At 69.0% G+C, this 24,224-nt stretch carries 21 protein-coding genes; 12 read left to right on the top strand and 9 right to left on the bottom strand.

The features are described 5' to 3' along the window. Positions 1 to 67 precede the first annotated feature (67 nt). The 3 genes from trpS to ACQ3HE_RS14885 all read right to left on the bottom strand — a co-directional run bounded on the left by trpS (position 68) and on the right by ACQ3HE_RS14885 (position 3,306). Complete coding sequence (gene trpS / locus ACQ3HE_RS14895; protein ID WP_159879465.1) at positions 68 to 1,072, bottom strand: tryptophan--tRNA ligase; 1,005 nt, start codon at positions 1,070 to 1,072, stop codon at positions 68 to 70. Positions 1,073 to 1,143: 71 nt separating this feature from the next. Beyond that, positions 1,144 to 1,989 (bottom strand): exodeoxyribonuclease III, encoded by an 846-nt coding sequence (locus tag ACQ3HE_RS14890; RefSeq protein ID WP_079707339.1) that lies wholly within the window; start codon positions 1,987 to 1,989, stop codon positions 1,144 to 1,146. A gap of 9 nt (positions 1,990 to 1,998) precedes the next feature. Further along, positions 1,999 to 3,306 (bottom strand): YihY/virulence factor BrkB family protein, encoded by a 1,308-nt coding sequence (locus ACQ3HE_RS14885; protein WP_430893265.1) that lies wholly within the window; start codon positions 3,304 to 3,306, stop codon positions 1,999 to 2,001. A gap of 57 nt (positions 3,307 to 3,363) precedes the next feature. On the opposite strand from ACQ3HE_RS14885, the gene ptsP reads away from it, so the two are divergent. Beyond that, on the top strand, positions 3,364 to 5,022 hold the full coding sequence (ptsP, locus tag ACQ3HE_RS14880; protein ID WP_430893264.1) for a phosphoenolpyruvate--protein phosphotransferase: 1,659 nt from the start codon (positions 3,364 to 3,366) through the stop codon (positions 5,020 to 5,022). Positions 5,023 to 5,106: 84 nt separating this feature from the next. On the opposite strand, the gene ACQ3HE_RS14875 is transcribed toward ptsP, so the two are convergent. From ACQ3HE_RS14875 to corA, 5 genes are all read right to left on the bottom strand, one after another. Next, a complete protein-coding gene (locus tag ACQ3HE_RS14875) occupies positions 5,107 to 5,874 on the bottom strand; it encodes a succinate dehydrogenase iron-sulfur subunit (RefSeq protein WP_064294822.1) in 768 nt (255 codons plus the stop codon). A 2-nt stretch (positions 5,875 to 5,876) separates the two neighbouring features. Further along, positions 5,877 to 7,679: a succinate dehydrogenase flavoprotein subunit gene (gene sdhA / locus ACQ3HE_RS14870; RefSeq protein WP_086474106.1), complete on the bottom strand. Its 1,803-nt coding sequence runs from the start codon at positions 7,677 to 7,679 to the stop codon at positions 5,877 to 5,879. A gap of 26 nt (positions 7,680 to 7,705) precedes the next feature. Then, positions 7,706 to 8,152 carry a succinate dehydrogenase hydrophobic membrane anchor subunit gene (locus ACQ3HE_RS14865; protein ID WP_064294824.1) on the bottom strand — a complete coding sequence of 149 codons (447 nt, stop codon included), beginning with the start codon at positions 8,150 to 8,152 and terminating at the stop codon, positions 7,706 to 7,708. Then, complete coding sequence (gene sdhC / locus ACQ3HE_RS14860; protein WP_255376691.1) at positions 8,152 to 8,580, bottom strand: succinate dehydrogenase, cytochrome b556 subunit; 429 nt, start codon at positions 8,578 to 8,580, stop codon at positions 8,152 to 8,154. Before sdhC ends, ACQ3HE_RS14865 begins: the two co-directional genes overlap by 1 nt. Before the next feature lie 194 nt (positions 8,581 to 8,774). Beyond that, the gene (corA, locus tag ACQ3HE_RS14855; RefSeq protein ID WP_071262530.1) at positions 8,775 to 9,899 is read right to left on the bottom strand and encodes a magnesium/cobalt transporter CorA; all 1,125 of its coding nucleotides are present in this window, start codon (positions 9,897 to 9,899) and stop codon (positions 8,775 to 8,777) included. A gap of 107 nt (positions 9,900 to 10,006) precedes the next feature. Between corA and ACQ3HE_RS14850 the strand changes: the two genes are divergently transcribed. Both ACQ3HE_RS14850 and ACQ3HE_RS14845 read left to right on the top strand, forming a co-directional pair. Beyond that, positions 10,007 to 11,122 (top strand): mannose-1-phosphate guanylyltransferase, encoded by a 1,116-nt coding sequence (locus ACQ3HE_RS14850; RefSeq protein WP_064294827.1) that lies wholly within the window; start codon positions 10,007 to 10,009, stop codon positions 11,120 to 11,122. A 13-nt stretch (positions 11,123 to 11,135) separates the two neighbouring features. Next, positions 11,136 to 11,624, top strand: a complete 489-nt coding sequence (locus tag ACQ3HE_RS14845) for a hypothetical protein (RefSeq protein WP_079707335.1) — start codon at positions 11,136 to 11,138, stop codon at positions 11,622 to 11,624. Between the two features lie 40 nt (positions 11,625 to 11,664). Here the strand turns inward: ACQ3HE_RS14845 and ACQ3HE_RS14840 are convergent, their stop codons facing one another. Beyond that, positions 11,665 to 12,666, bottom strand: coding sequence for a hypothetical protein (locus tag ACQ3HE_RS14840; protein WP_430893263.1), 1,002 nt, complete (start codon positions 12,664 to 12,666; stop codon positions 11,665 to 11,667). 275 nt (positions 12,667 to 12,941) lie between these two features. Between ACQ3HE_RS14840 and ACQ3HE_RS14835 the strand changes: the two genes are divergently transcribed. The 9 genes from ACQ3HE_RS14835 to ACQ3HE_RS14795 all read left to right on the top strand — a co-directional run bounded on the left by ACQ3HE_RS14835 (position 12,942) and on the right by ACQ3HE_RS14795 (position 24,219). Further along, the gene (locus ACQ3HE_RS14835) at positions 12,942 to 14,636 is read left to right on the top strand and encodes an ABC-F family ATP-binding cassette domain-containing protein (RefSeq protein ID WP_430893262.1); all 1,695 of its coding nucleotides are present in this window, start codon (positions 12,942 to 12,944) and stop codon (positions 14,634 to 14,636) included. Positions 14,637 to 14,932: 296 nt separating this feature from the next. Beyond that, positions 14,933 to 16,039: a BMP family lipoprotein gene (locus ACQ3HE_RS14830; protein ID WP_124769713.1), complete on the top strand. Its 1,107-nt coding sequence runs from the start codon at positions 14,933 to 14,935 to the stop codon at positions 16,037 to 16,039. A 140-nt stretch (positions 16,040 to 16,179) separates the two neighbouring features. Beyond that, on the top strand, positions 16,180 to 17,694 hold the full coding sequence (locus ACQ3HE_RS14825) for an ABC transporter ATP-binding protein (RefSeq protein WP_124769712.1): 1,515 nt from the start codon (positions 16,180 to 16,182) through the stop codon (positions 17,692 to 17,694). After that, positions 17,691 to 18,977 carry an ABC transporter permease gene (locus ACQ3HE_RS14820; RefSeq protein WP_124769711.1) on the top strand — a complete coding sequence of 429 codons (1,287 nt, stop codon included), beginning with the start codon at positions 17,691 to 17,693 and terminating at the stop codon, positions 18,975 to 18,977. The genes ACQ3HE_RS14825 and ACQ3HE_RS14820 overlap by 4 nt, the downstream gene beginning before the upstream one ends. After that, positions 18,974 to 20,275: an ABC transporter permease gene (locus tag ACQ3HE_RS14815; RefSeq protein ID WP_079707330.1), complete on the top strand. Its 1,302-nt coding sequence runs from the start codon at positions 18,974 to 18,976 to the stop codon at positions 20,273 to 20,275. Before ACQ3HE_RS14820 ends, ACQ3HE_RS14815 begins: the two co-directional genes overlap by 4 nt. Positions 20,276 to 20,277: 2 nt before the next feature. After that, positions 20,278 to 20,697: a cytidine deaminase gene (locus tag ACQ3HE_RS14810; RefSeq protein ID WP_064294834.1), complete on the top strand. Its 420-nt coding sequence runs from the start codon at positions 20,278 to 20,280 to the stop codon at positions 20,695 to 20,697. Then, positions 20,694 to 21,986, top strand: coding sequence for a thymidine phosphorylase (locus tag ACQ3HE_RS14805; RefSeq protein ID WP_430893261.1), 1,293 nt, complete (start codon positions 20,694 to 20,696; stop codon positions 21,984 to 21,986). Before ACQ3HE_RS14810 ends, ACQ3HE_RS14805 begins: the two co-directional genes overlap by 4 nt. Before the next feature lie 119 nt (positions 21,987 to 22,105). Then, a complete protein-coding gene (locus tag ACQ3HE_RS14800; RefSeq protein ID WP_430893260.1) occupies positions 22,106 to 23,023 on the top strand; it encodes a DUF559 domain-containing protein in 918 nt (305 codons plus the stop codon). 5 nt (positions 23,024 to 23,028) lie between these two features. Continuing rightward, positions 23,029 to 24,219 carry an adenosine deaminase gene (locus ACQ3HE_RS14795; protein WP_430893259.1) on the top strand — a complete coding sequence of 397 codons (1,191 nt, stop codon included), beginning with the start codon at positions 23,029 to 23,031 and terminating at the stop codon, positions 24,217 to 24,219. Positions 24,220 to 24,224: the final 5 nt, after the last annotated feature.

Genomic DNA, 24,224 nt, shown 5'->3' with positions numbered 1-24,224 from the left:
CTCCTCGCGGAGGGCGGGCCGTTCTGTCGTGATCCGTTCGCCCGAAGATGGGCGAACGCGGGCGGGATCAGGCGCGGCGGAGGAGTCCGACGCGGTCGTAGACCTCTGCGAGGGTCTGCTCGGCGACCTCGGTCGCGCGGGCGGCGTTGACCGCGAGCAGGCGGTCGAGCTCGGCGGGGTCGTCGAGGAGCTCGAGCGCGCGCGCACGGACCGGCTCGAGTTCGCCCACGACGACCTCGGCGAGACCCTTCTTGAGGTCGCCGTAGCCACGACCCTCGAACTCGCCGACGACGGCCTCGATGGGGGAGCCGGTGATCGCGGAGTAGATGCTCAGCAGGTTCGAGACACCGGGCTTCTCCTGTGCGTCGAAGGCGATGACGCCGTCGTTGTCGGTGACCGCACGCATGATCTTCTTCTGCGTGACCTTCGGCTCGTCGAGCAACCAGATGATCCCCGCCGGGGTCTCGGCGGACTTCGACATCTTCGACGTCGGGTTCTGGAGGTCGTAGATGCGTGCGGAGTCCTTCTGGATCTGCGCCTTCGGGACGACGAAGGTGTCGCCGAAGCGGGCGTTGAACCGCTCGGCGAGGTCGCGCGTGAGCTCGATGTGCTGCCGCTGGTCGTCGCCGACCGGCACGATGTCGGTCTGGTAGAGCAGGATGTCCGCCGCCATGAGGATCGGGTAGGCGAAGAGCCCGACCGACGAGGCGTCGCGCCCGTGCTTGGCCGACTTGTCCTTGAACTGCGTCATGCGCGCGGCCTCGCCCATGCCGGTGATCGTGTTGAGCACCCAGGCGAGCTGTGCGTGCGCCGGGACGTGCGACTGGACGTACAGGGTCGACGCCGAGGGGTCGATGCCTGCGGCGATGTACTGGGCGGCCGTGCGACGGGTCTTCTCGCGGAGCTCGGCGGGGTCCTGCGGCACCGTGATCGCGTGCAGGTCGACGATGCTGAAGAAGGCGTCGTGCTCCTGCTGCATCTGCTTCCACTGCAGGAGGGCACCGATGTAGTTGCCGAGGTGGAGCGAGTCGGCGGAGGGCTGCATGCCGGAGTACAGGCGTGGCTTGGTCATGTGGGTTCTCGCAGAGGGATGAGCGGCCGGAGCCGGGGCACGGAGTGGTGGGGTGGCGTGATGCCGGAGGGTCAGACGGCGTAGTCGACGACGACGGGGGCGTGATCGGACCATCGCTGGTCGTACGCGGCGGCCCGGTCGATCGTGTAACCGGACGCGAGGGCTGCGAGCTCGGGCGTGGCGAGCTGGTAGTCGATGCGCCAGCCGGTGTCGGTGTCGAAGGCCTGGCCGCGCTGGGACCACCAGGTGTAGGGACCGGGGACCTGGCCGGCGGACTGACGCCCGATGTCGACCCAGCCGAGGCCGGTGCCGGTCACGCCGTCGACCCCCGTCACGGTCTCGCCCGCCGGGCCGAGGTAGCGGTCGAAGTAGGACCGCTCGGCAGGCAGGAAGCCGGCACGCTTGACGTTGCCCTTCCAGTTCTTGATGTCGAGCTCGGTGTGGCCGACGTTGAGGTCGCCGACGACGAGGGACAGCGGGTTGTGCTCGCGCAGCGCGGGCAGCCGCTCGAGCATCGCCTCGAGGAAGCGGAACTTCTCGACCTGCTTGGGTGTGTCGACCTCGCCGGAGTGCACGTAGGTGCTCACGACCGTGACGAGGGTGCCGTCGATGTCGAAGTCGGCCTCGATCCACCGACCCGCGCTGTCGAAGTCGTCGGCTCCGAGGGCGACGCGGTGGATGCCCGCCGAGCGACGGCTGACGATCGCGACGCCGGCGCGCCCCTTGGCGGTCGCGGCATCGTGCAGGATGTTCCACTCCGGTCCGAAGAGCGTCTCGAGGTCGCTCGTCGCGGCGCGGACCTCCTGCAGAGCGAGGATGTCGACCCCGCGGTCTTCGAGCCAGTCGCCCATCCCTTTGCGGAAGGCCGCGCGGACTCCGTTGACGTTGACACTGGCGATGCGGAGGGGTGCAGACATGCCTCCAGCTTAGTCGCGGGGGCCGACAACGCCCTGGCCCCGGCGCCCGCCCTGGCGTCGGCGATGGGGCGGGTCCGACGCGTCCGCCGCTGGCGACTCGGGGGCTTCGCCGTGCTCTCGGATGAGGTCGGCCGAGGCCTCCTCGGCGTGCCGGACGCGCCTGCGGGCGAACCAGACCGCCGGGCCCTTGGCGCGCCGAAGGGATTCGCGAGCCTCCCGCAGTTCCGCCTCGGCGATCAGCCTCCTGGCCGCCAGCTCTTCGGCCGCCTGCTCCTCCGGCGTCGTCGTGCGCACACTGATGCCCTGGTCGTCGAGCCCCACGGCGATCCAGGCGGCGGAGGCGAGGATGACGCGGCTCACGAGGTTGAACCACAGCATGAGGCCGATGAACACCGCGAAGGTCGCGAGCAACGGGTTCCGGGAGGCCCCGGCGATCACCGCACTGCTCGCGACGCTCAGGAGTGAGAGCACCAGGCTGCCGAGGAGCGCGCCTCCGAAGAGGTTGCGCCACGGGATTCGGATCCGGCTGAGCACGCGGTACATGGCGCCGAGGGTGACGAGGTTCACGACCACCGCGACGACCAGCCCGACGACCCGGCTGCCGACGGTCACCCAGAAGGTGCCCTCCAAGCCGACCAGTGACAGCAGCCAGCTGAGTGCCTGTGTGCTGGCGACCGACAGCGTCGCGGAGACGAGGAGAAGGACGCCGAAGGCGAGTGCCAGCACGAGGTCGACGACCTTGAGCAGGAAGAAGCTGGCCGCGACCTTCGGGAGCGCGAAGATCGACCTGACCGCCTGCCGGGTGTAGTACAGCCAGCCGATCGCCGTCCAGATGAGACCGACGGCGGCGATGACCCCGGTCCAGCCGAGCAGCGAGGCGCTCGACAACTGCTCCTCGGCGATGATGCCTTCGCCGTCGGTGCCGATGAGGCCGGGGACGGCGCGGTTGATGATCTCCACCAGCGCCTGGAAGACCTCGGCGTTGTTGCCGAGCCAGATGCCGGTGATGGCGAATCCGACGTAGACCGCGGCGAACACGGCGAAGACGGCCTGGAAGCTGATCCCGGCGGCCAGGAGGTTGCCGTCCATGGCGAGATACCGATGGATGACGCGATAGGGCTTCAGCCGCATGACCCACGTCGTGGCGCGCTCCGCTCTCGCCGCGCGGGGCGCGAGCCGTCGGATGAACGGGTTCTCGCTGTTCTGGATCCATTGGAACACGAGTGGCGGTGGCGTCTGTTGGAGCCGCACCCTGGGGGTCGTACCGGCGTCCGGCGCGTCGGCGGAGTCCTTCCTCGGCGCACGCGGATTGGTCACCGGACCAGCCTACAAGCGGGCCGGACCGGGGGAGAGGCGGTGCACTAGGGTCGAACCATGCGCGAGGCGGAGGGGCAACGCACGTTCACCGGCACCGGCGTCGGACGCGGCGTCGTCGCCGGTCCCGTGCTCCGCATGCCGGAGCCGCTGCCCGAACCGAGTGCCGACCCGTTCGGCGGGGACGTCACGCTCGAACAAGCCAGGGCCGTCGCGGCGCTCAGCGCGACGCGGGCCGACCTCGAGGAGCGGGCTCGACGAGCCGGCGGACATGCGCAGGACGTGCTCGAAGCGCAGGCGGTCATGGCCGATGATCCCGCACTCGCGGAGGACGTCGCGACGCGCATCGCAGCGGGGCGTTCCGCGGAGCGCGCCGTGTTCGAGGCCCTGGCGACGGTCCAGCAGGTCCTCTTCAACCTGGGGGAGCCGATGGCGGCGCGCGCGACCGACGTCGGTGATGTCTCGCAACGGGTCATCGCGCGCTTGCTCGGCCGACCTGTCCCCGGACCACCCGAGTCGGACGAGCCGTTCGTCCTCGTCGCCGCGGACCTCGCTCCGGCAGACGCTGCGCTCCTCGACCTCGATCGGGTGCTGGCACTCGTCACGAGTGGCGGCTCGGCGACCTCGCACACGGCCATCCTCGCGCGCGAGCAGTCCCTCATCGCCGTCGTGGGCGTCGCCGGAGCCGAGCAGTTCGAGGACGGTGAGATCGTCCTCGTCGACGCCGGAGCCGGGGTCGTCACCGGGTCGCCGACGAAACGCGAGGTGCGGTCGGCCAGGTCCACCGCGGCCGAGCGCGTGCGGGTCTCACCGCGCTCGCCGGGCGAACTCGCCGACGGCACCCCGGTGCCCCTGCTCGCGAACCTCGGGTCCGTCGCCGGCGCGGCCGGTGCCCTGGCCCTCGGCGCCGAGGGGGTCGGGCTGTTCCGCACCGAGCTGCTCTTCCTCGACCGCGCGGAGGCGCCGGGCGTCGCCGAGCAGGCTGACCGCTACGGCGAGTTGCTCGCGGCGTTCCCGGGCAAGCGGGTCGTCGTCCGGGTGTTCGACGCCGGAGCCGACAAGCCGCTCGCCTTCCTCCGACCGGACGAGGCCGAGCCCAACCCGGCGCTCGGGGTGCGGGGTATCCGGGCGCTCCGAGCTCGTGACGAGGTGCTCCGAGACCAGCTCACGGCGCTCGCGCTCGCACAGGACGCCCACGAGGCGGACCTCTGGGTGATGGCCCCGATGATCGCCGACCTCCCCGAGGCCGCGGCGTTCGTGACCCTCGCCAAGCGGCTCGGCCTGCGGACGGTCGGGACCATGATCGAGGTGCCGTCGAGTGCACTGCTCGCCGCGCAGATCCTCGGGGTCGCGGACTTCGTGAGCATCGGAACTAACGATCTGACGCAGTACACGCTCGCGGCGGACCGTCTGCTCGGGCCGCTCGGCTCGTATCAGGACCCGTGGCACCCGGCCGTGCTGCGGCTCGTCAAGCTCGTCGGCGACGCCGGTCTCGCCTCGGGGCGCTCGATCGGCGTCTGCGGGGAGGCGGCAGCGGATCCGGCCCTCGCGGTCGTGCTCGTCGGCCTCGGGGCGACGAGTCTCTCGGTCACCCCGGCCGCGCTCGGCGACGTCCGGAGCGAGTTGCGACGCTACACGCTCGAGGCGGCTCGTGCCATGGCCATGGACGCCCTGAGCGCCGCGTCACCGGCTGAAGCCAGAGCTGCCGCGCTGGCCTGACGTCGCTCGACGAACAGGTCGCCCTGCACGAACACGTCCGGCCCAGCGCAGTGCGCTGGGCCGGACGGATGAACCGGGTGTGGGCTAGGAGACCTTGCCGGAGATCATGGCCTGCTTGACCTCGGCGATCGCCTGCGTGACCTGGATACCGCGGGGGCACGCCTCGGTGCAGTTGAAGGTGGTGCGGCAGCGCCACACGCCCTCCTGGTCGTTGAGGATGTCCAGGCGGACCTGCGAGGCGTCGTCGCGGGAGTCGAAGATGAAGCGGTGCGCGTTCACGATCGCCGCCGGGCCGAAGTACTGGCCGTCGGTCCAGAACACGGGGCACGACGAGGTGCACGCGGCGCACAGGATGCACTTCGTGGTGTCGTCGAAGCGGGCGCGCTCGGCGACCGACTGCACGCGCTCCTTGTTCTTCTCCGCAGGCTTGCCGGGCATGAGGAACGGCTGCACCTCGCGGAACGAGGCGAAGAAGGGGTCCATGTCGACGACGAGGTCCTTCTCGAGCGGCAGGCCCTTGATCGCCTCGACGTAGATCGGCTTCGAGATGTCGAGGTCCTTGATCAGCGTCTTGCAGGCGAGGCGGTTCCGTCCGTTGATCCGCATGGCGTCGGAGCCGCAGATGCCGTGCGCGCAGGAGCGACGGAACGTGAGGGTCCCGTCCTGTTCCCACTTGATCTTGTGGAGCGCGTCCAGGATGCGGTCCGTCGGGAACATCTCGACGTCGAAGTCCTCCCAGCGCGGCTCGGCGTCCACGTCCGGGTCGAATCGACGGATGATCAGGGTGACCGTGAAGGACTGGATCTCCTCCGGTGCTGCTGCCGGCGGGTTCTCGAGCGTTGCAGTGCTCATCGCTAGTACTTCCTCTCCATCGGCTGGTACCGCGTGATGACCACGGGCTTCCAGTCGAGCCGGATGTGGTCGGCCGCGTCGGACGAGTGCGGGTCGCCGGACAGGTACGCCATCGTGTGCTTCATGTAGTTCTCGTCGTCGCGCTTCGGGTAGTCGTCGCGCATGTGACCGCCACGGCTCTCCTGACGGTTGCGAGCGGAGTAGACGACGACCTCGGCGAGGTCGAGCAGGAAGCCCAGCTCGATCGCCTCGAGGAGGTCCGTGTTGAAGCGCTTGCCCTTGTCCTGGACGGCGATGTTCTGGTACCGCTCGCGCAGGTTGTGGATGGTGGCGGTGACGCCGGCGAGGGACTCGTCGGTCCGGAACACCTGGGCGTTACGGTCCATCTCCTCCTGCAGCTCCTTGCGGATCGTGGAGATCCGCTCGGTGCCGTTGGAGTTCCGCATCTGCTCGATGAGGCCGGAGACGAAGCCGGCGGGGTTCTCGGGCAGTGGCGTGAAGTCGACGCCCTGGACGTACTCGACGGCGTTGTTGCCGGCGCGCTTGCCGAACACGTTGATGTCGAGGAGCGAGTTCGTGCCGAGCCGGTTCGAGCCGTGGACGGACACGCACGCGCATTCGCCGGCCGCGTACAGACCGGGGACGACGGTGTTGTTGTCGCTCAGGACCTCGGCCTTGACGTTCGTCGGGATGCCGCCCATGGCGTAGTGCGCGGTCGGCATGACCGGGACGGGCTCCGTCACCGGGTCGACACCGAGGTAGGTGCGCGCGAACTCGGTGATGTCGGGCAGCTTGGTCTCGAGGACCTCGGCACCGAGGTGGGTGCAGTCGAGGTAGACGTAGTCCTTGTTCGGCCCGGCACCGCGGCCTTCCGCGACCTCCTGGACCATGCAGCGCGCGACGATGTCTCGCGGGGCGAGGTCCTTGATGGTCGGGGCGTACCGCTCCATGAAGCGTTCACCGCTCGCGTTCCGGAGGATCGCACCCTCGCCTCGGGCTCCCTCGGTGAGGAGGATGCCGAGACCGGCGAGGCCGGTGGGGTGGAACTGGAAGAACTCCATGTCCTCGAGCGGGAGACCCTTGCGCCAGATGATCCCGACGCCGTCGCCCGTGAGGGTGTGTGCGTTCGAGGTCGTCTTGTAGATCTTGCCGAAGCCACCGGTGGCGAAGATGACCGCCTTCGCCTGGAAGACGTGGATCTCGCCGGTGGAGAGCTCGTACGCGACCACACCGGACGGCTTGTCGACGCCGTCGACGTTCGTCATGATCAGGTCGAGTGCGTAGTACTCGTTGAAGAAGTTGATGCCGAGGCGGACGCAGTTCTGGAACAGCGTCTGCAGGATCATGTGGCCAGTGCGGTCGGCCGCGTAGCAGGCGCGGCGGACCGGCGCCTTACCGTGGTCGCGGGTGTGGCCGCCGAAGCGACGCTGGTCGATCTTGCCCTCGGGGGTGCGGTTGAACGGCAGACCCATGTTCTCGAGGTCGATGACCGCGTCGATGGCCTCCTTCGCGAGGATCTCCGCCGCATCCTGGTCGACGAGGTAGTCGCCGCCCTTGATGGTGTCGAAGGTGTGCCATTCCCAGCTGTCCTCCTCGACGTTCGCGAGCGCAGCGGCCATACCGCCCTGCGCCGCTCCCGTGTGGGACCGCGTCGGGTAGAGCTTGGAGATGACGGCCGTCTTCGCTCCGGGGCCGGCCTCGATCGCGGCGCGCATGCCGGCACCGCCGGCACCGACGATCACGATGTCGAACTGGTGGTAGTGGATGCCGTCGATGACGGTGGACTCGGTGGTTTCTGTAGTCACGGTTTCCGTTGCTCGGTCTCGGTTGCTCAGTTGGCGGGGCAGAACGACGCGAGCAGGTCTGCAGGTGCGCCGGCGGGGCACGGGTCGAAGGTGAAGACGACCAGGGTCCCGAGGATGATGAGGATGGTGACGGCGGCGAGGATCGCGACCTTGAGGACACCGCGGATCGTGCGACCCGTGGCGTAGTCGTTGACGATGGTGCGCATGCCGTTTCCGCCGTGGATCAGTGCGAGCCACAGCATGGCGACGTCCCACCACTGCCAGAAGGGGTTCGACAGCTTGCCACCGACGAAGGCGAAGTCGATGGCCTTGATGCCGTCGCCGACCATGAGGTTGACGAACAGGTGGCCGAAGATGAGGACCAGCAGGATCACGCCGGAGACGCGCATGTAGATCCAGCCCCACTTCTCCCAGTTGACGCCCTTGCGGCGCGCGGGACGAGCGGGGGTGCGGGGAGCGGCGATCGTCGTCATCAGTGGCCCATCTCGCTGAACACGTTGATCAGGTGGCGCGGCGTGAAGCCGAGCATCGTCACGACCCAGAGACCGATGACGATCCAGAACATGGGCCGCTGGTACTTGGTGCCCTTCGACCAGAAGTCGATGAGGATGATGCGGATGCCGTTGTACGCGTGGTAGGCGATGGCGGCGACGAGCGCGACCTCACCGAGCCCCATGATGGGGTTCTTGTACGTGCCGATGACCGCGTTGTACGCCTCGGGGGAGACCCGCACCAGCGCGGTGTCGAGGACGTGCACGAGGAGGAAGAAGAAGATGGCGACGCCGGTGATCCGGTGGAGCACCCACGACCACATGCCTTCACGGCCCCGGTACAGGGTGCCGGCCGGGCGTTTGGATGTCGTGGATTCCAACGGTGACGTTCGCGTGAGACTCGCGGTCACGAGGTCCTCCCTGATAGTCGCTATCTGCGGCAGATCGTTCTGCCGTGCGGGGGTTGTTGCCTGCCGTGCGTCGAATCGGCGCGCTGGACCAAGTGTAGGCGTGGGATGCGCGGTCCCGCCGCTAAGGCTGGCCTAACTGTCTCGACGTCGAGAGAGGCCGGACATCTGCGCGACGACCGCGCGACACCGGGTGTTCACAACCAGTTCCGACGCTTGAACACCTTGTAGAGGATGACGCTCGTGGTGGCCATGAGCGCGAGCGCCATCGGGTAGCCGAACCACCACGACAACTCCGGCATGTGGGTGAAGTTCATGCCGTAGATCCCCGCGATGAGACTCGGGCCGAACAGGATGGCGGCCCAGGAGGAGATCTTCTTCACCTCGTCGCCCTGCTTGAGGCTCGCCTCGGTCATCTTCGCCATCTCCTCGTTCTGGCGTTGCCCGACGAGGGTGCTGTTCACGGTCAGGATGTCGCGCAACAGCTCGCGGTAGGCGTCGATCCGTTGGTTGACGCTCGTGAGGTGGTCGGCGACGTCGCGGAGGCCGCGTTGCAATTCGTCGGCGACCCCGTACTTCGCGCTGCCCTGCTCGAGCGACAGCATCACGTCGCTGAGCGGGTGCGTCGCCCGTTCGAAGGCGATGACCTCGCGGGAGAGCTGGTAGATGCGGCGGGACACCTGGGATTCGCCGACGAAGACCTGCTCCTCGATCTCGTCGATGTCGTTCGAGAGCCCGGCGACGACCGGACCGTAGCCGTCGACGACGGCGTCGATGATGGCGTACAGGATCGCCTGCGGACCATAGGCGAGGAGTTCGTGCTCCTGCTCCATCCGCGCCCGCACGTGCGACAGGTCGGGGGACTCGGCGTGCCGCAGGGTGATGACGAAGTTCGGACCGACGAAGACGTGCAGCTCGCCGAACTCGACGGTCTCGGTCTCGTCGACGTAGTTGGCGGCCCGGAGGACGACGAACAGGACGTCGTCGTACCGCTCGATCTTCGGCCGCTGGTGCGCGGTGATGGCGTCCTCGACGGCGAGCGGGTGCAGACCGAACTCAGCCGCCAGGACGCCGAGCTCGCCGGCGTCGGGCCGGTAGAGCCCGATCCATGCGACGCCGTCCGGGGTCTCATGGAGCGCGCGGAAGGTGTCCTCGAGTGAGGTGAGCGTCGAGCTGCGGGAACCGTGGCGGTAGATGCAGGCGTTGACGATGCTGTTGCGGCCGTCCAGGTCCGCTGCGTCCGGCGGACCGACGGGGACCGGGGGAGCCTGCTTGCTGCCGAAGGACGGGATCGGGATCCCGAGGACGTTGCGTCCAGCCATGCTCGTACCGTTCTTTCTCGTGCTCGATCTGGCGCTCATCGTAAACCCGTCAGATGACGCTTCCGTGCCGTCGTCCTCAGCCTGGAGCCTGGCGGTACGCTCGGGGGATGACCACGCCCCTCGAACGCTTCTACGCAGTGATCCCGGCCGGCGGCATCGGCAGTCGTCTCTGGCCGCTCTCGCGAGCCGACGCACCCAAGTTCCTGCACGACCTCACCGGCTCCGGCAGCACGCTGTTGCGCGCCACCTGGGACCGCCTCGCGCCGATCGCCGGCGACCAGCGCATCATGGTCGTCACCGGGCGTGCGCACCGCGCGGCCGTCGAACAGCAGCTGCCCGACCTCGCCGACGCCAACGTGGTCCTCGAGAGCGAGCCGCGCGACTCGACCGCCGCGATCGGGCTCGCCGCAGCGATCCTCGTCCGTCGCGAACCCGACGTCATCGTCGGCTCGTTCGCCGCCGACCACGTGATCCGCGGCGACCGCCTGTTCCGGGCCGCGGTCGCCCAGGCCGTCACGGCCGCCGAGGAGCGCTACATCGTCACGATCGGCATCCAGCCCACGGAGCCCGCCATCGGCTTCGGCTACATCAAGAGCGCCCGCGACCTCGGCATCCGCGGGGCCGAAGGGGTCATGCTGGTCGACTCCTTCGTCGAGAAGCCCGACCTCGCCACGGCCAAGCGGTACGTCTCGAGCGGCGAGCACCTCTGGAACGCCGGGATGTTCATCTCGCGAGCCGACGTCCTCCTCGAGGAGATCGGTCGGCAGAAGCCTGAACTCCTGGCGGGTCTCCTCGAACTCGCCGAAGTCTGGGACGACGCGGCGGCCCGTGGCCCGGTCGTCGACCGCGTCTGGCCGGCGCTCGAGAAGATCGCGATCGACTACTCCGTGGCTGAGCCCGCCGCGGCCGCCGGTCGCATGGCCGTCGTGCCGGCGCACTTCGACTGGGACGACGTGGGCGACTTCGCCTCGCTCGCCAAGCTCAACTCCGGTGGGCGCAAGTCCGACCTCGCCATCCTCGGTGAGAACGCGCGGGTGCTGTCGGACGCCTCCAGCGGCATCGTCGTCAGCCAGACCGGTCGGGTCATCAGCCTCATCGGTGTGCAGGACATCGTCGTCGTCGACACCCCGGACGCCCTGCTCGTCACCACGAGCGCCAACGCGCAGCGGGTGAAGAGCGTCGTGGACGCCCTCAAGTTGTCCGGTCGCGACGACGTCCTCTGATCGGCGACCGACGGTGACCGCGCTGCGCGAGCTGCTCCTGCAGGCGGGCGCGCGTCTCCAAGCCGCAGGCGTGCGTGACGAGGCCCTGGCGGAGGTCTACACACCCCGCGGACTCCCGCTCGTGAAGCGGGCACCCGCGCTGCGGCCGATCGGCCGGGCGTGGCGCCTCGGGGTCGTCCTGCTCTCGGCCGACGGTCGCCTCTTCACCGCCGCCGAATCCACTCGGGCCGTGGAGCCGAAGTGGTTCAACCACCGCTCCTCGGAGGTCGAGCACCGCCGGATCGCGCAGCAGGCGGCCCACCGCGGCCCGTTCGCCGAGGGCGACGTCGTGAACTTCGAGGTCGTCGAGCTCGCGCTGGACGAGGCGTCACTCCGGGAAGGTTCAGGCCCGCTGCGACTCGTCGACGACACGGTCATGCTCCGCTGGGCCGGGCACGACCTCGGGCTCACCCCGCTCGACGCCTACCTCGACGACCGCGTCGCGCTCCTCATCGGCGAATGACCCGTTCGTTCGCCCATCCTTGGAAGAGCGAACCGGGCGATCAGACCGCGGGGCCGAACCACTCCGTGTAGAGCCGCCAGAAGTTGCGGTTGCCGTAGGCACTGCAGGCGTCGCCAGTGCCCGAGACGTTCGCGAGGGCCGCGGCGTTCGGTTGGTACGGCGTGTAGAGGTAGAGGTTCGCCGTCGCCTGATTGCGGATGTCGACCTGGGTACCGCCGCAGGCCGCGTCGGGGCTGTACTGGATGTAGACCGATCCCAGGTGATACGCCCGCTGATAGGACTCGCCCGGCACGTTGAGCGGGTACAGCGTGTACTGCCGGAACTGCCATGCGGAACGGTAGACCTGGTTCTGGAACCCGAAGTAGTCCGCGTCGCAGCTCGCGCTGAAGTTCGGGCCGGTGTCGGGGCAGCCCCAACCCATGGCGCGCGCGTAGCCGTACTCGCTCGGCCCGGTGATGAGCGACTGCTCCTTCTGCATGAGGACGAGCAGCACCTTGGGGTTGATCCCGCACGCGTGGGCGACCTTCGCGACGATCCTCGCCGCCGACTCGTTCACGGCGCCGCGGTAGGCCTCGCAGTGCCCGGGCTCGGCCGCCGGGACGGACTCGGTGCTGGCACGGAAGTCCGCCAGGCACGGCACGCCGTCTTTCGGGGTACAGGGCTGGGAGGCGAAGAACGCCTGGACGTCCGCCTCGCTCATGGCGTTCGCGTCATAGAAGTTCGCGTCGCTGATGATCTCGCCCGGGTCGAAGTCCGTGCCGCGGACCGTGGGCGGCGCCGGCTGGGCAGGCTTGCTGGGAGCCGGCTTCGTCGGCTTCGGGCTCGCCGTCGAGGGCGTGTTCGGCGAGGGACTCGGGGTGGGCGTCGGCGTCGTCTGCGTCCGGCTCAGCTGCGAGCTCGCAGCTGCCGCGGTCGCCGGCGTGGTCGGCAGTGCGCCGAGTGCGACGAGCGCACCGATACCGAGCGCGGCGAGCAGCGAGGCCGCGGTCGATCGATGCGCACGGCGACGCCGCGCGGGCGAGGGGACCGACGGAGCACGCATGACGACCAGCCTAATCGGGACCGGTGACGTGCAGGGCTTGCGGCGGCCGACGACCGACGGATAGCCTGAGATCACTGTGAAGAACTGAGCGAATCGACGTCCCGCGCCTGCGGCAGACCATCACGAACGTGATGTGCCCGGCGGGAATCCATCGAGGTACGCCAGACGCTTCCAGGTCCGCCCAGGAGTTCGAGCCCAGCGCTCACTCCTGACGTGTCGGACGACGACCGTACCCGGCGTGCCCCATCTCGAAAGGGGCCTCCATGCGAGCACCCATGACCCAAGCAACACCAGTCCACCGTCGCGCCGCTTCGACCTTCGGGCGATCCATCGACATCCAGCAGCTCCGCGCCGACGGCGTCACCCGCTCCTACGGCGACCGCGTCGTGTTGCGCGACGTGGACCTCGTCGTGTCGGCCGGGGATCGTCTCGGCCTGATCGGCGAGAACGGCGCGGGGAAGTCCACGCTGCTGCGCATCCTCGCCGGGATCGATGAGCCGGACGACGGCGAGGCCGTCCGCCCGCTGCGCACAGGCATCCTCATGCAGGAACTCGAGCTCCCGGAGGACACGACGGTCGGCGAGCTGCTGGAGCAGGCGCTCGGCGAGGTCCGCGCAGTCGAGCAGGAGCTCGAGACGTCGGCGGCGGCACTCGGTGAGACGGGTTCCGCCGGTGACGGTTCCGCCGAGCAGCGGTACGCCGCCGCGCTCGATGCGGCGGAACGCGCCGACGTCTGGACGGCGGACGCCCGGTTGGACGCGGTCGTCGACGGCCTCGGCATCGCCGCGATCGAACGGTCGCGACGACTCGGTGAGGTGAGCGGGGGACAGCGATCCCGCTTCGCCCTCGCCGCGCTCCTCGTCGCGAGACCGACCGCACTGCTGCTCGACGAGCCGACCAACCATCTGGACGACGAGGCGGTCGCGTTCCTCCGCGGCCACCTGTCGGAGTGGCCGGGTCCGGTGCTCTTCGCGAGCCATGACCGCGCCTTCCTCGACGAGGTGGCGACGGGGCTCGTCGACATCGATCCGTCCCGCCCCGTCCCCGTCGGCGAGGCGTCACCCGTCGTGGAGTTCGGCGGGCCGTTCAGCGAGTACCTCGACTGGAAGGCAGCGGAACTCGATCGCTGGTCGGCGCGTCATGAAGAGGAGCAGGCCGAACTGCGCCGCCTCGCGTCCGCGGTGCACGACGTCGCCCCGCGGATCAACCACGATCGGGGCATCCGCGACAACAACCGCATGGCCTTCGGCATGCGCGGCGACCGCGTCGAGCAGCAGATCAGTCGGCGGGTGCGGAACGCGCAGCTCCGACTCGAGGTCCTCGAGCGCGAGCAGGTGCGGCGCCCGCCTCGCCAGCTCTCGTTCGCAGGGATCCCGAGCGGATCGACGGTCCTCGACGAGGGGGAGCAGCTGCTCGACCTCGCCGACGCCCGCGTGGACGGCCGGCTGCACCTCGAACGCCTGCAGCTGGCACCCCGGTCGCGGGTGCTGGTCACCGGGGCGAACGGTTCGGGGAAGTCGACGCTCCTGGCGGTCCTCGCCGGGTCGCTGCGCCTCGATGCGGGGACCGTCCTCCGGCGGAAGGGGCTCCGCGTGGGGCTCCTCGAGCAGGACGTCGCGTTCCCGGATGCGGAGCGATCACCTCGGGAGGTCTACGACCGGACGCTCGGCGAGGCGCGTGCAGCGCGCACCCCGCTCGCGGGTCTCGGGCTCCTGGGGCTTCGCGACCTCGACCGCCCGATCGGCCAGCTCTCCGTCGGGCAGCAACGCCGTCTTGCCCTCGCGCTGATCATCGCGCGGCCTCCGCACCTGTTCCTCCTGGACGAGCCGACGAACCACCTGTCGCTCACGCTTGCGACGGAGCTCGAGGACGCCCTCAGCGACTATCCGGGCGCGGTCGTCATCGCGAGCCACGACCGATGGCTCCGTCGGCGCTGGAGCGGCGACACCCTGATGCTCGACCGCCGCTGACCCGGATCCCGGTCGGTTCTGCCTGGGCACCGAGCCGCGCTCGGTGCCCAGGTGGGAACCGCAGCTACCCGGAGCGCAAGGCGACCGCCGGCGGGGTCGCTCCGCGCTCACGTGCGCAGCATCACGGCCCGGCGATGCGCGTCTGCGCATCCGCGTGTTTCCGGCGCATGACGCCGGTGCCACCGTTCTGTAACGCTTCGGTCGCGAAGCCGGGATCGTCCGTTCGGCGGTCGTCGTATTGGGTAACGTAACCCCATACGCCCCGTGACCCGCGGGGCTGCATCTTGGAGGCTACCTTGGCAATCTCAACTCGGAAGGCCGCTGCGGGCGCAATCGCCGGCGTCGGTCTCATGGCACTGCTCGCCGGCTGCGCATCGGCTCCCAGCACCGGCGACGGCGACTCAACCGGTGCCGCATCCGACTTCCTCCCGTGCATGGTCTCCGACGCCGGTGGCTTCACCGACAAGTCGTTCAACCAGCTCGGCTACGAGGGTCTGACCGAGGCGGCGAAGGAGCTCGGCGTCGAGCCCATCACCGTCCAGTCCGACAAGGCCGACGACTACAAGCCGAACCTGCAGAGCCTGGCCGACCAGGGCTGCTCGCTCATCGTCAGCGTCGGCTTCGCCCTCTCCGCCGACACGGTCGACGCGGCGCTCGCGAACCCGGACGTCGATTACGCGATCATCGACGACGCGGCCGACAACGACTTCGACGGCAAGGTCGACGCCCCGAACATCAAGCCGATCCTGTTCGACACCGTCCAGGCCGCATTCCTCGCGGGCTACGCGGCGGCCGACTACTCGAAGACCGGCGTCGTCGGCACCTTCGGCGGCCAGCCCTTCCCGTCCGTCCAGATCTTCATGGACGGCTTCGCCGAGGGCGTCGCGTACTACAACGAGCAGAAGGGCAAGAGCGTCCAGGTCGTCGGTTGGGACGTCGCCGCTCAGACCGGTTCCTTCACCGGTGGCTTCGAGGCGAACGACACCGCCAAGCAGCTCGCCCGCACACTCATCGACCAGAACGCCGACGTGCTCCTTCCGGTCGGTGGCCCGATCTTCCTGAGCGCGATCGCCGAGATCCAGGAGACCGGTAAGGACATCGCCATGATCGGTGTCGACGCCGACCTGTACGAGACCAACTCCGAGAACAAGGGCCTGTTCCTGACCTCCATCCTCAAGGGCATGAAGGCCGGCGTCGCCGACACCGTGACCGAGGCCGGTGGCGGCAAGTTCGACGCAGCTGCGTACATCGGCACCCTCGAGAACGAGGGCGTCGGCCTCGCGCCGTTCCACGACTTCGAGTCCAAGGTCTCCCCGACCCTGGCCGACGAGCTCGACACGATCAAGGCTGGCATCATCGACGGTTCCATCAAGGCGACCTCGGTCTCCTCGCCCGTCAAGTAGTCCCTCTTCACCCGGGCCCTCGCCCGGGACTCCGGGGGGAGGTCGCGATCCGCGACCTCCCCCCGCTTTGTTCGCGGCACGGCCGGACGGCGATCCCGACCGCCTGTGCCGACATCCGACACGTGACTAGATTGGGACCCATGAAGCTCGAGCTCCGCGGCATCACCAAACGGTTCGGTGCACTCACCGCCAACGACCACATCGACCTCACCGTCGAACCGGGAGAGATCCACTGTCTCCTCGGCGAGAACGGTGCCGGCAAATCCACCCTCATGAACGTCCTCTACGGCCTCTATCAGGCCGACGAGGGCGAGATCCTCCTGGACGACGTCGTCCAGCACTTCCAGGGCCCTGGCGACGCCATGGGCGCCGGCATCGGCATGGTGCACCAGCACTTCATGCTCATCCCCGTCTTCACCGTCGCCGAGAACGTCATGCTCGGCCACGAGCAGACCAAGGGCGGTGGCCGCCTCGACGTCGCAGCGGCCCGCAAGCTCGTCATCGACATCTCCGAGCGGTTCGGCTTCAGCCTCGACCCGGACGCCATCGTCGGCGACCTCCCGGTCGGAGTGCAGCAGCGCGTCGAGATCGTCAAGGCGCTCTCCCGCAACGCCAACGTCCTCGTCTTCGACGAGCCCACCGCCGTGCTCACCCCACAGGAGACGGACGAGCTCATGGCGATCATGAAGCAGCTGAAGGACGAGGGCACGTCCATCGTCTTCATCACCCACAAGTTGCGAGAGGTCCGCGAAGTCGCCGACCGCATCACCGTCATCCGACTCGGCAAGGTCGTCGGCGAGGCCTCGCCCACCGCGACGAACGCCGAGCTGGCGTCCCTCATGGTCGGGCGTCCCGTCGAACTCACGGTCCACAAGGAGGCGCCGAACCTCGGCGACACCACCTTCACCGTGCACGACCTGTCCGTCGTCGACCACCTCGGCCAGCTCGTCGTCAACGGCGTCAGCTTCGAGGTGCGCGAGGGCGAGGTGCTCGCCATCGCCGGCGTCCAGGGGAACGGGCAGACCGAGCTCACCGAGGCGATCCTCGGGCTGCAGCCGCACACCAAGGGCAGCATCAAGCTCGACGGTGTCGAACTCGTCGGGTCCACCCCGCGCAAGGTGCTCGACGCCGGCGTCGGCTTCGTGCCGGAGGACCGATCCGAGGACGGGCTCGTCAAACAGTTCACCATCGCCGAGAACCTCATGCTGGACCGATCGACGGGTGCACCCTTCGTGAAGGGCGGCAACGTCCAGCGCGGATTCCGCGACGAGTTCGCACGCGAGAAGTCGCAGGAGTTCGACGTCCGGTCGCAGGGCATCGAGTCGCCGGCCGGCTCCCTGTCGGGCGGCAACCAGCAGAAGGTCGTCCTCGCCCGTGAGCTCAGCCGTGAGCTGCGGCTGTTCGTCGCCGCACAGCCGACCCGCGGGATCGACGTCGGCTCGATCGAGTTCGTGCACAAGCGCATCGTCGCCACGCGCGACGCCGGCATCCCCGTCATCGTCGTGTCGACCGAGCTCGACGAGGTCGTCGCGCTCGCCGACCGCATCGCGGTCATGTACCGCGGCGGCATCGTCGGGATCGTCCCGGCATCGACCCCCAGAGAGGTCCTCGGCCTCATGATGGCCGGCGAACTCCCGGCAGGAGCAGCAGCATGAGCGAGACGTCCCACACCCCGCCCGGAACGGTCCAGCCGGTGGCACCGGGCGAGGCGAAGCCCGACACGACCCAGCCGCGCTCGAACAAGGTGCTCGCCGAGATCCTCAACTCGAGCATCGTCATCTCGATCCTCGCCGTCGTCCTGGCGATGGTCGTCGGTGCGATCCTCATCGCGCTGACCGATCCGAAGGTCCACACCGCCGCCGGGTACTTCTTCGCCCGCCCGGGCGACACGATCGCGGCGGTCTGGCAGTCGGCGACCGGCGCGTACGGCGCGCTCTTCCAGGGGTCGATCTACAACTTCAAGCGCCCCGACTTCCTGAACGGCATCCGCCCGCTGACGGAGACGCTGACCTTCGCGACCCCGCTGATCCTCGCCGGACTCGGTGTCGGCCTGGCGTTCCGGGTCGGCATGTTCAACATCGGTGGACGAGGTCAGATGCTCATCGCCGCCGCCTGCGCCGGATGGGTCGGCTTCACGCTCGACCTCCCGCCCGTGGTGCACCTGCTCGTCGCGATCGCCGCCGGCATCATCGGTGGCGCGTTCTGGGGCGGCATCGTCGGCGTCCTGAAGGCCCGCACCGGCGCGCACGAGGTGATCATCACGATCATGCTCAACTACGTCGCGTTCTACCTCATCACCTTCATGCTCTCCACGCAGGGGCTGTTGCAGGCTCCCGGGTCGAACGTGCCGAAGAGCGCGGGGATGGCGGAGAACGCCGTCCTGCCCAAGCTCCTCGGTGACCGCTACAACCTGCACGCCGGTTTCCTCATCGCGATCCTCGCGGTCGTGTTCGTGTGGTGGTTGTTCAGCCGGTCGTCGATCGGCTTCCGCTTCCGCGCGGTCGGTGAGAACCCGAACGCCGCGCGCGTCGCGGGTATCGACGTGAAGAACACCTACGTGTACGCCATGCTGCTCTCCGGTGGACTGATCGGTCTCGCCGGCGTCTCGCAGGTGCTCGGAACGGTGACCTCCGGGTTCGACAACGGCATCGACGCCGGCATCGGCTTCGACGCCATCACCGTCGCGCTCCTCGGACGCAGCCGGCCGGGCGGCATCCTCATCGCCGGCATCCTGTTCGGTGCGCTCAAGGCCGGTGGGTACTCCATGCAGGCCACCCAGGGCGTCAACGTGCCGATCGACATCGTGCTCGTCCTCCAGGCACTCATCGTGCTGTTCATCGCGGCTCCGCCGCTCGTGCGGGCGATCTTCTTCCTGCCGAAGCCCGACGGTTCGACGCGCCGAACGCGTCGCTCCGCCAAGAAGGAGGTGTCCGCATGAGTGGATTCACGCTCGACAAGCAGACGCCGCAGCCGGCTCCCGACGCCCCGATCGTCCTCGAGACGGTCGTCGTCCGGAGCTGGAAGGCCCCGATCGCGTTCGGGATCTTCACCGTCATCGCGTTCCTGTTGTTCGTCATCTGGCACCGCGACGGCAACAGCACGTTCCGGCTCTCCAGCGACGGCGACGTCATCCAGCTGCCGACGGTCGTGCTCCCGTCCACGGTCACCGGCATCGTCGTCACGATCCTCCTGGCCGCCATCACGGCACTGAGCGCGTACCTCGTCACGACGGGCAAGAAAGTCCCGCTCTGGCTCATCACCGTGTTCGGTGTGCTGTTCATGGTCGGGTTCCTGTCGTGGGCCGCCGCGGGCAAGGCGATCCCGATCACCGGGCTCCTGCTCGGCACGGTCGCCCTGAGCGTCCCGCTCATCTTCGGTGCGCTCGGCGGCGTCATCTCCGAGCGGGTCGGCGTCGTGAACATCGCGATCGAGGGCCAGCTGCTCGCCGGCGCGTTCTCGTCCGCCTTCGTCGCCTCGGTGACGGGGAACGCCTTCCTCGGGCTCGTCGCGGCGATGATCGCCGGCACGCTCGTGAGCTTCCTGCTCGCGGCGTTCTCGATCAAGTACCTCGTCGACCAGGTCATCGTCGGTGTGGTGCTCAACGTCCTCGTCGTCGGACTCACGAGCTTCCTGTACTCGCAGGTGCTCACGAAGAACGAGGCGCTCTTCAACAGCCCGCCGAAGTTCCCCCGGATCAACATCCCGATCCTCAGCGAGATCCCGCTCATCGGGCCCGTGCTGTTCCGCCAGACGATCATCATCTACCTGATGTACATCGCCGTGGCCGTGGTCTTCTTCTGCCTGTTCTACACGCGCTGGGGCCTCCGCCTCCGCGCCGTGGGTGAGCACCCGCAGGCGGCCGACACCGTCGGCATCAACGTGAACCGGACCCGGTTCTGGAACGTCGCGCTCGCGGGCGCGATCGTCGGCCTCGGTGGGGCGTACTTCACCCTCGGCTCGGTCGGTGCGTTCAACAAGGAGATGACGGCGGGTGCCGGCTACATCGCGCTCGCGGCGGTCATCTTCGGACGCTGGGACCCGCTCAAGGCGACGCTCGCCGCGCTGCTGTTCGGCTTCACGCAGAACCTGCAGTTCGCGTTGAGTGCCATCGGCTCCCCGGTGCCGAGCGCGTTCATGCTCATGCTCCCGTACGTGGTGACGATCTTCGCGGTCGCCGGACTCGTCGGCATCTCCCGCGGACCGGCAGCCGCCGGCAAGCCCTACGTGAAGGGCTGATCGTGAGCGACACGACGACCACGCCACCCGTCGACTGGGAGGCGCTGCACACCGCGGCCCGGGAGGCGATGGGTCACGCCTATGTGCCCTACAGCCGGTTCCCGGTCGGCGCGGCTGCTCTCGTCGACGACGGCCGGATCATCTCCGGCTGCAACGTCGAGAACGCCAGCTACGGCCTGACGCTGTGCGCGGAGTGCGCGCTCGTCTCCGCCCTCCACATGTCGGGCGGAGGACGCCTCGTGGCGTTCGCCTGCGTCGACGGCAAGGGCGAACGCCTCATGCCGTGCGGCCGGTGCCGACAGCTGCTGTACGAGCACTCGACGGCGGGCATGCTGCTCGACACCGTCTCCGGCATCCGCACCATCGACGAGGTCCTGCCGGACGCCTTCGGACCCCGTCAACTCGAGGAGTACCACGCATGAGTTCCGTAGAAGCATTCGACGTCGTCGACCTCATCCGCACGAAGCGCGACCGCGGCGAGCTGTCGACGCCGCAGATCGACTGGCTGATCGACGCCTTCACCCGTGGCTATGTCGCCGACGAGCAGATGTCGGCGCTCGCGATGGCGATCCTGCTGAACGGCATGGAGCGGCGCGAGATCCGCGACCTCACGATGGCGATGATCGCGAGTGGAGAGCGGATGAGCTTCGCATCGCTCGACAAGCCGACCTCGGACAAGCACTCGACGGGCGGCGTGGGCGACAAGATCACCCTGCCGCTCGCCCCGCTCGTCGCCGTCTTCGGCGTCGCGGTGCCGCAGCTGTCGGGCCGCGGGCTCGGGCACACGGGTGGGACGCTCGACAAGCTCGAGAGCATCCCCGGCTGGCGTGCGGCGCTGACGAACGACGAGATGTTGGCGCAGCTGGAGGACGTCGGCGCGGTCATCTGCGCCGCCGGCTCCGGTCTCGCCCCGGCCGACAAGCGTCTGTACGCCCTGCGCGACACGACGGGCACGGTCGAGGCGATCCCGCTCATCGCGTCGAGCATCATGTCGAAGAAGATCGCCGAAGGCACTGGTGCGCTCGTCCTCGACGTCAAGTTCGGCTCCGGCGCCTTCATGCAGGACTACGAGCGCGCCGAGGAACTGGCGCGCACGATGGTCGCGCTCGGGACGGACGCCGGTGTGGCGACGACAGCACTGTTGACGGACATGAACGTCCCGCTCGGCCTCGCGATCGGCAACGCGAACGAGGTCCGCGAGTCCGTCGAGGTCCTCGCGGGTGGTGGTCCGGCGGACGTCGTCGAGCTGACGCTCGCCCTCGCGCGGGAGATGCTGACCCTCGCCGGGCAGCCGGACGCTGACGTCGAGGGCGCCCTCGCGGACGGTCGGGCCATGGACGTCTGGAAGCGCATGATCCGCGCACAGGACGGCGACCCGGACGCACCGCTGCCGGTCGCCAAGGAGACCCACGTCGTCACGGCGTCGCGCAACGGCGTGCTGGCGACGCAGGAGGCACTGCCGTTCGGCATCGCGGCCTGGCGCCTCGGTGCTGGTCGGGCCAGGCAGCAGGACCCGGTCATCCACGCGGCGGGCATCGACCTGCACGCGAAGCCGGGCGACGAGGTCCGGGCCGGACAGCCGCTCTTCACGCTGAGTGCCGACGACGCGGCACGCTTCCCGCGGGCGCTCGAGGCCCTCGACGGTGCGTACACGATCGAGGACACCGCGCCCCCGCGCGGCCCCATCGTCCGGGCCCGCATCGAGGCCTGAGCCCGTTGAGGTGAGGCAACTCGTCGTCCATCGCCGTTCCGGACGACGAGTTGCCTCACCTGAGTACGCGACCTGTGGAGAACGACGGGGGAACCTCCTGCCGGCGGCACGATCGAGGGATGACCTTCCGATCCTCGATCCCGATCATGGCCGGGCCGAAGTCCGCTCAGTCGGCGGTGCGCGCCGGGTTCACGCCTCGTCAGCTCCGGAACCCCGCGCTCGGTGCTCCCTTCCACGGGATCCGGACGCCGCCGGGCTACCCGGCCGACCTGTACCACCGGGCGGTCGCCTACCTGAGCGCTCTCCCGATCGGGGGAGCCTTCAGCCATCAGACGGCCGCCGCCCTGCACGGCATTCCGACGCCCAGGCCGACGAGCCCGGAAGACCCGCTGCATGTCATGTCGCCCGCCGGTGTCCGGGCACGCGAGGGGCGGGGCGTCGTCGGGCACTGCGGCACCCTTGCTCCCGAGGACGTCGTCGACCTGGACGGCCTCCCGGTCACCAGTGTCGAACGGACCTGGTGCGATCTCGCTACGGTGATACCGCTCCCGGCATTGATCGCGGCCGGGGATGCCCTCCTCTGGTTCCTTGAGCCTCGAACGTCTGTCGATCAACTGCAGGCGGCCGTCACGGAGTATCCGTCGCGTCGTGGCGTCGTCGCCCTTCGGGCTGCGATCCCGCGACTGCACGACCGATGCCAGTCGCCGAAGGAGACCGAGCTCCGGTTGATCCTCGAGGCGTCGGCGCTCCCGAAAACGGAGCACAACGCCGAGATCGTCCTCCACGGCTCCGGGCGAGTGGTCCGGGGCGATGTGGTGTTCCGCGACGAGCACCTCGTCCTCGAGTACGAAGGCGACCATCACCGCACCGACCGCTCGCAATGGCGGAAGGACATCGCGCGCACGGAGGAGCTGGCTCACGAGGGTTGGACGGTGATGCGCCTGACCGCCGACGACTTGCGCCGACCATCGGCGCTGGCGGAGCGCATCCGGGCGCGCCTCCACGGTCCCGCCCGAGGTGAGGCAGTTCGTCGTTGAGGGTGATGGGGAGTGACGAAGTGCCTCACCTCGGCAGAGGGTGGAGCGGTACAGTGAACCCCGTGACCTCTGCAGACGAATCCCCCCTCTCCGGCGTCGACCTCCGCGCGCTCCCGAAGATCTCGCTCCACGACCACCTCGACGGCGGTGTGCGGCCCGCAACGATCATCGAGCTGGGCGAAGCGAACGGTGTCGACGTCCCCGTGTCGGACCCCGACGGCCTGGCCGACTGGTTCTACACGCAGTGCAACGCCGGCTCGCTCGTCGAGTACCTGAAGACCTTCGACCTCAGCACCGCGGTCATGCAGACCGAGGAGGGGCTCGTCCGCATCGCGCGCGAGTTCGTCCAGGACCTCGCTGCGGACGGCGTCATCTACGGCGAGGTGCGCTGGGCTCCCGAACAGCACCTCACCCGGGGTCTCAGCCTCGACGCGGTCGTCGAGGCCGTCCAGGAGGGCATCGAGCTCGGCATCAAGGACGCGGCCCACTCCGGCTCCGACATCCAGATCGGCCAGCTCGTCACGGCCATGCGGCATGCCGACCGCGCGCTCGAGATCGCTGAGCTCGCCGTGCGCCATCGCGAGCGCGGCGTGGTCGGGTTCGACATCGCCGGCGCTGAGGCGGGCTTCCCCGCCAGCAAGCACCGGCTGGCGTTCGACTACCTCGCGGCCGAGCTGTTCCCGGTCACCGTCCACGCGGGGGAGGCCGACGGCATCGAGTCGATCCGGAGCGCCATGCTCGACGGCCGTGCGCTGCGACTCGGCCACGGTGTCCGCATCGCGGAGGACATCTTCATCGAGCGCGACGACGCCGAGTCCCTCTACGCCACGCTCGGTCCCGTCGCGGAGTGGGTCCGCGACCGCAAGATCCCGTTGGAGCTCAGCCCGCAGTCGAACCTGCAGACCGGAGCCATCGCGGCCTGGGGCGAGGAGCTCGAGGACCACCCGTTCGACCTCCTCTACCAGCTCGACTTCGCCGTCACGGTGAACGTCGACAACCGCACGATGAGCGACACGAGCCTGACGAAGGAGCTCGCGCTCCTCTCCGAGTCGTTCGACTACGACCTCACCGACCTGGAGACCTTCCAGCTGAACGCCGCCGCCGCGACGTTCCAGCCGCTGGAGATCCGTGAGGCTCTGGCGGACCGCATCAGCGAGGCGTTCGACGAGTTCCTCGACGACGACGACGAGGACTGACGATG

It is taken from the genome of Plantibacter auratus (assembly GCF_050587365.1).
GTDB lineage: Bacteria > Actinomycetota > Actinomycetes > Actinomycetales > Microbacteriaceae > Plantibacter > Plantibacter auratus.
This window is presented reverse-complemented; position numbering and strand designations above follow the sequence as displayed.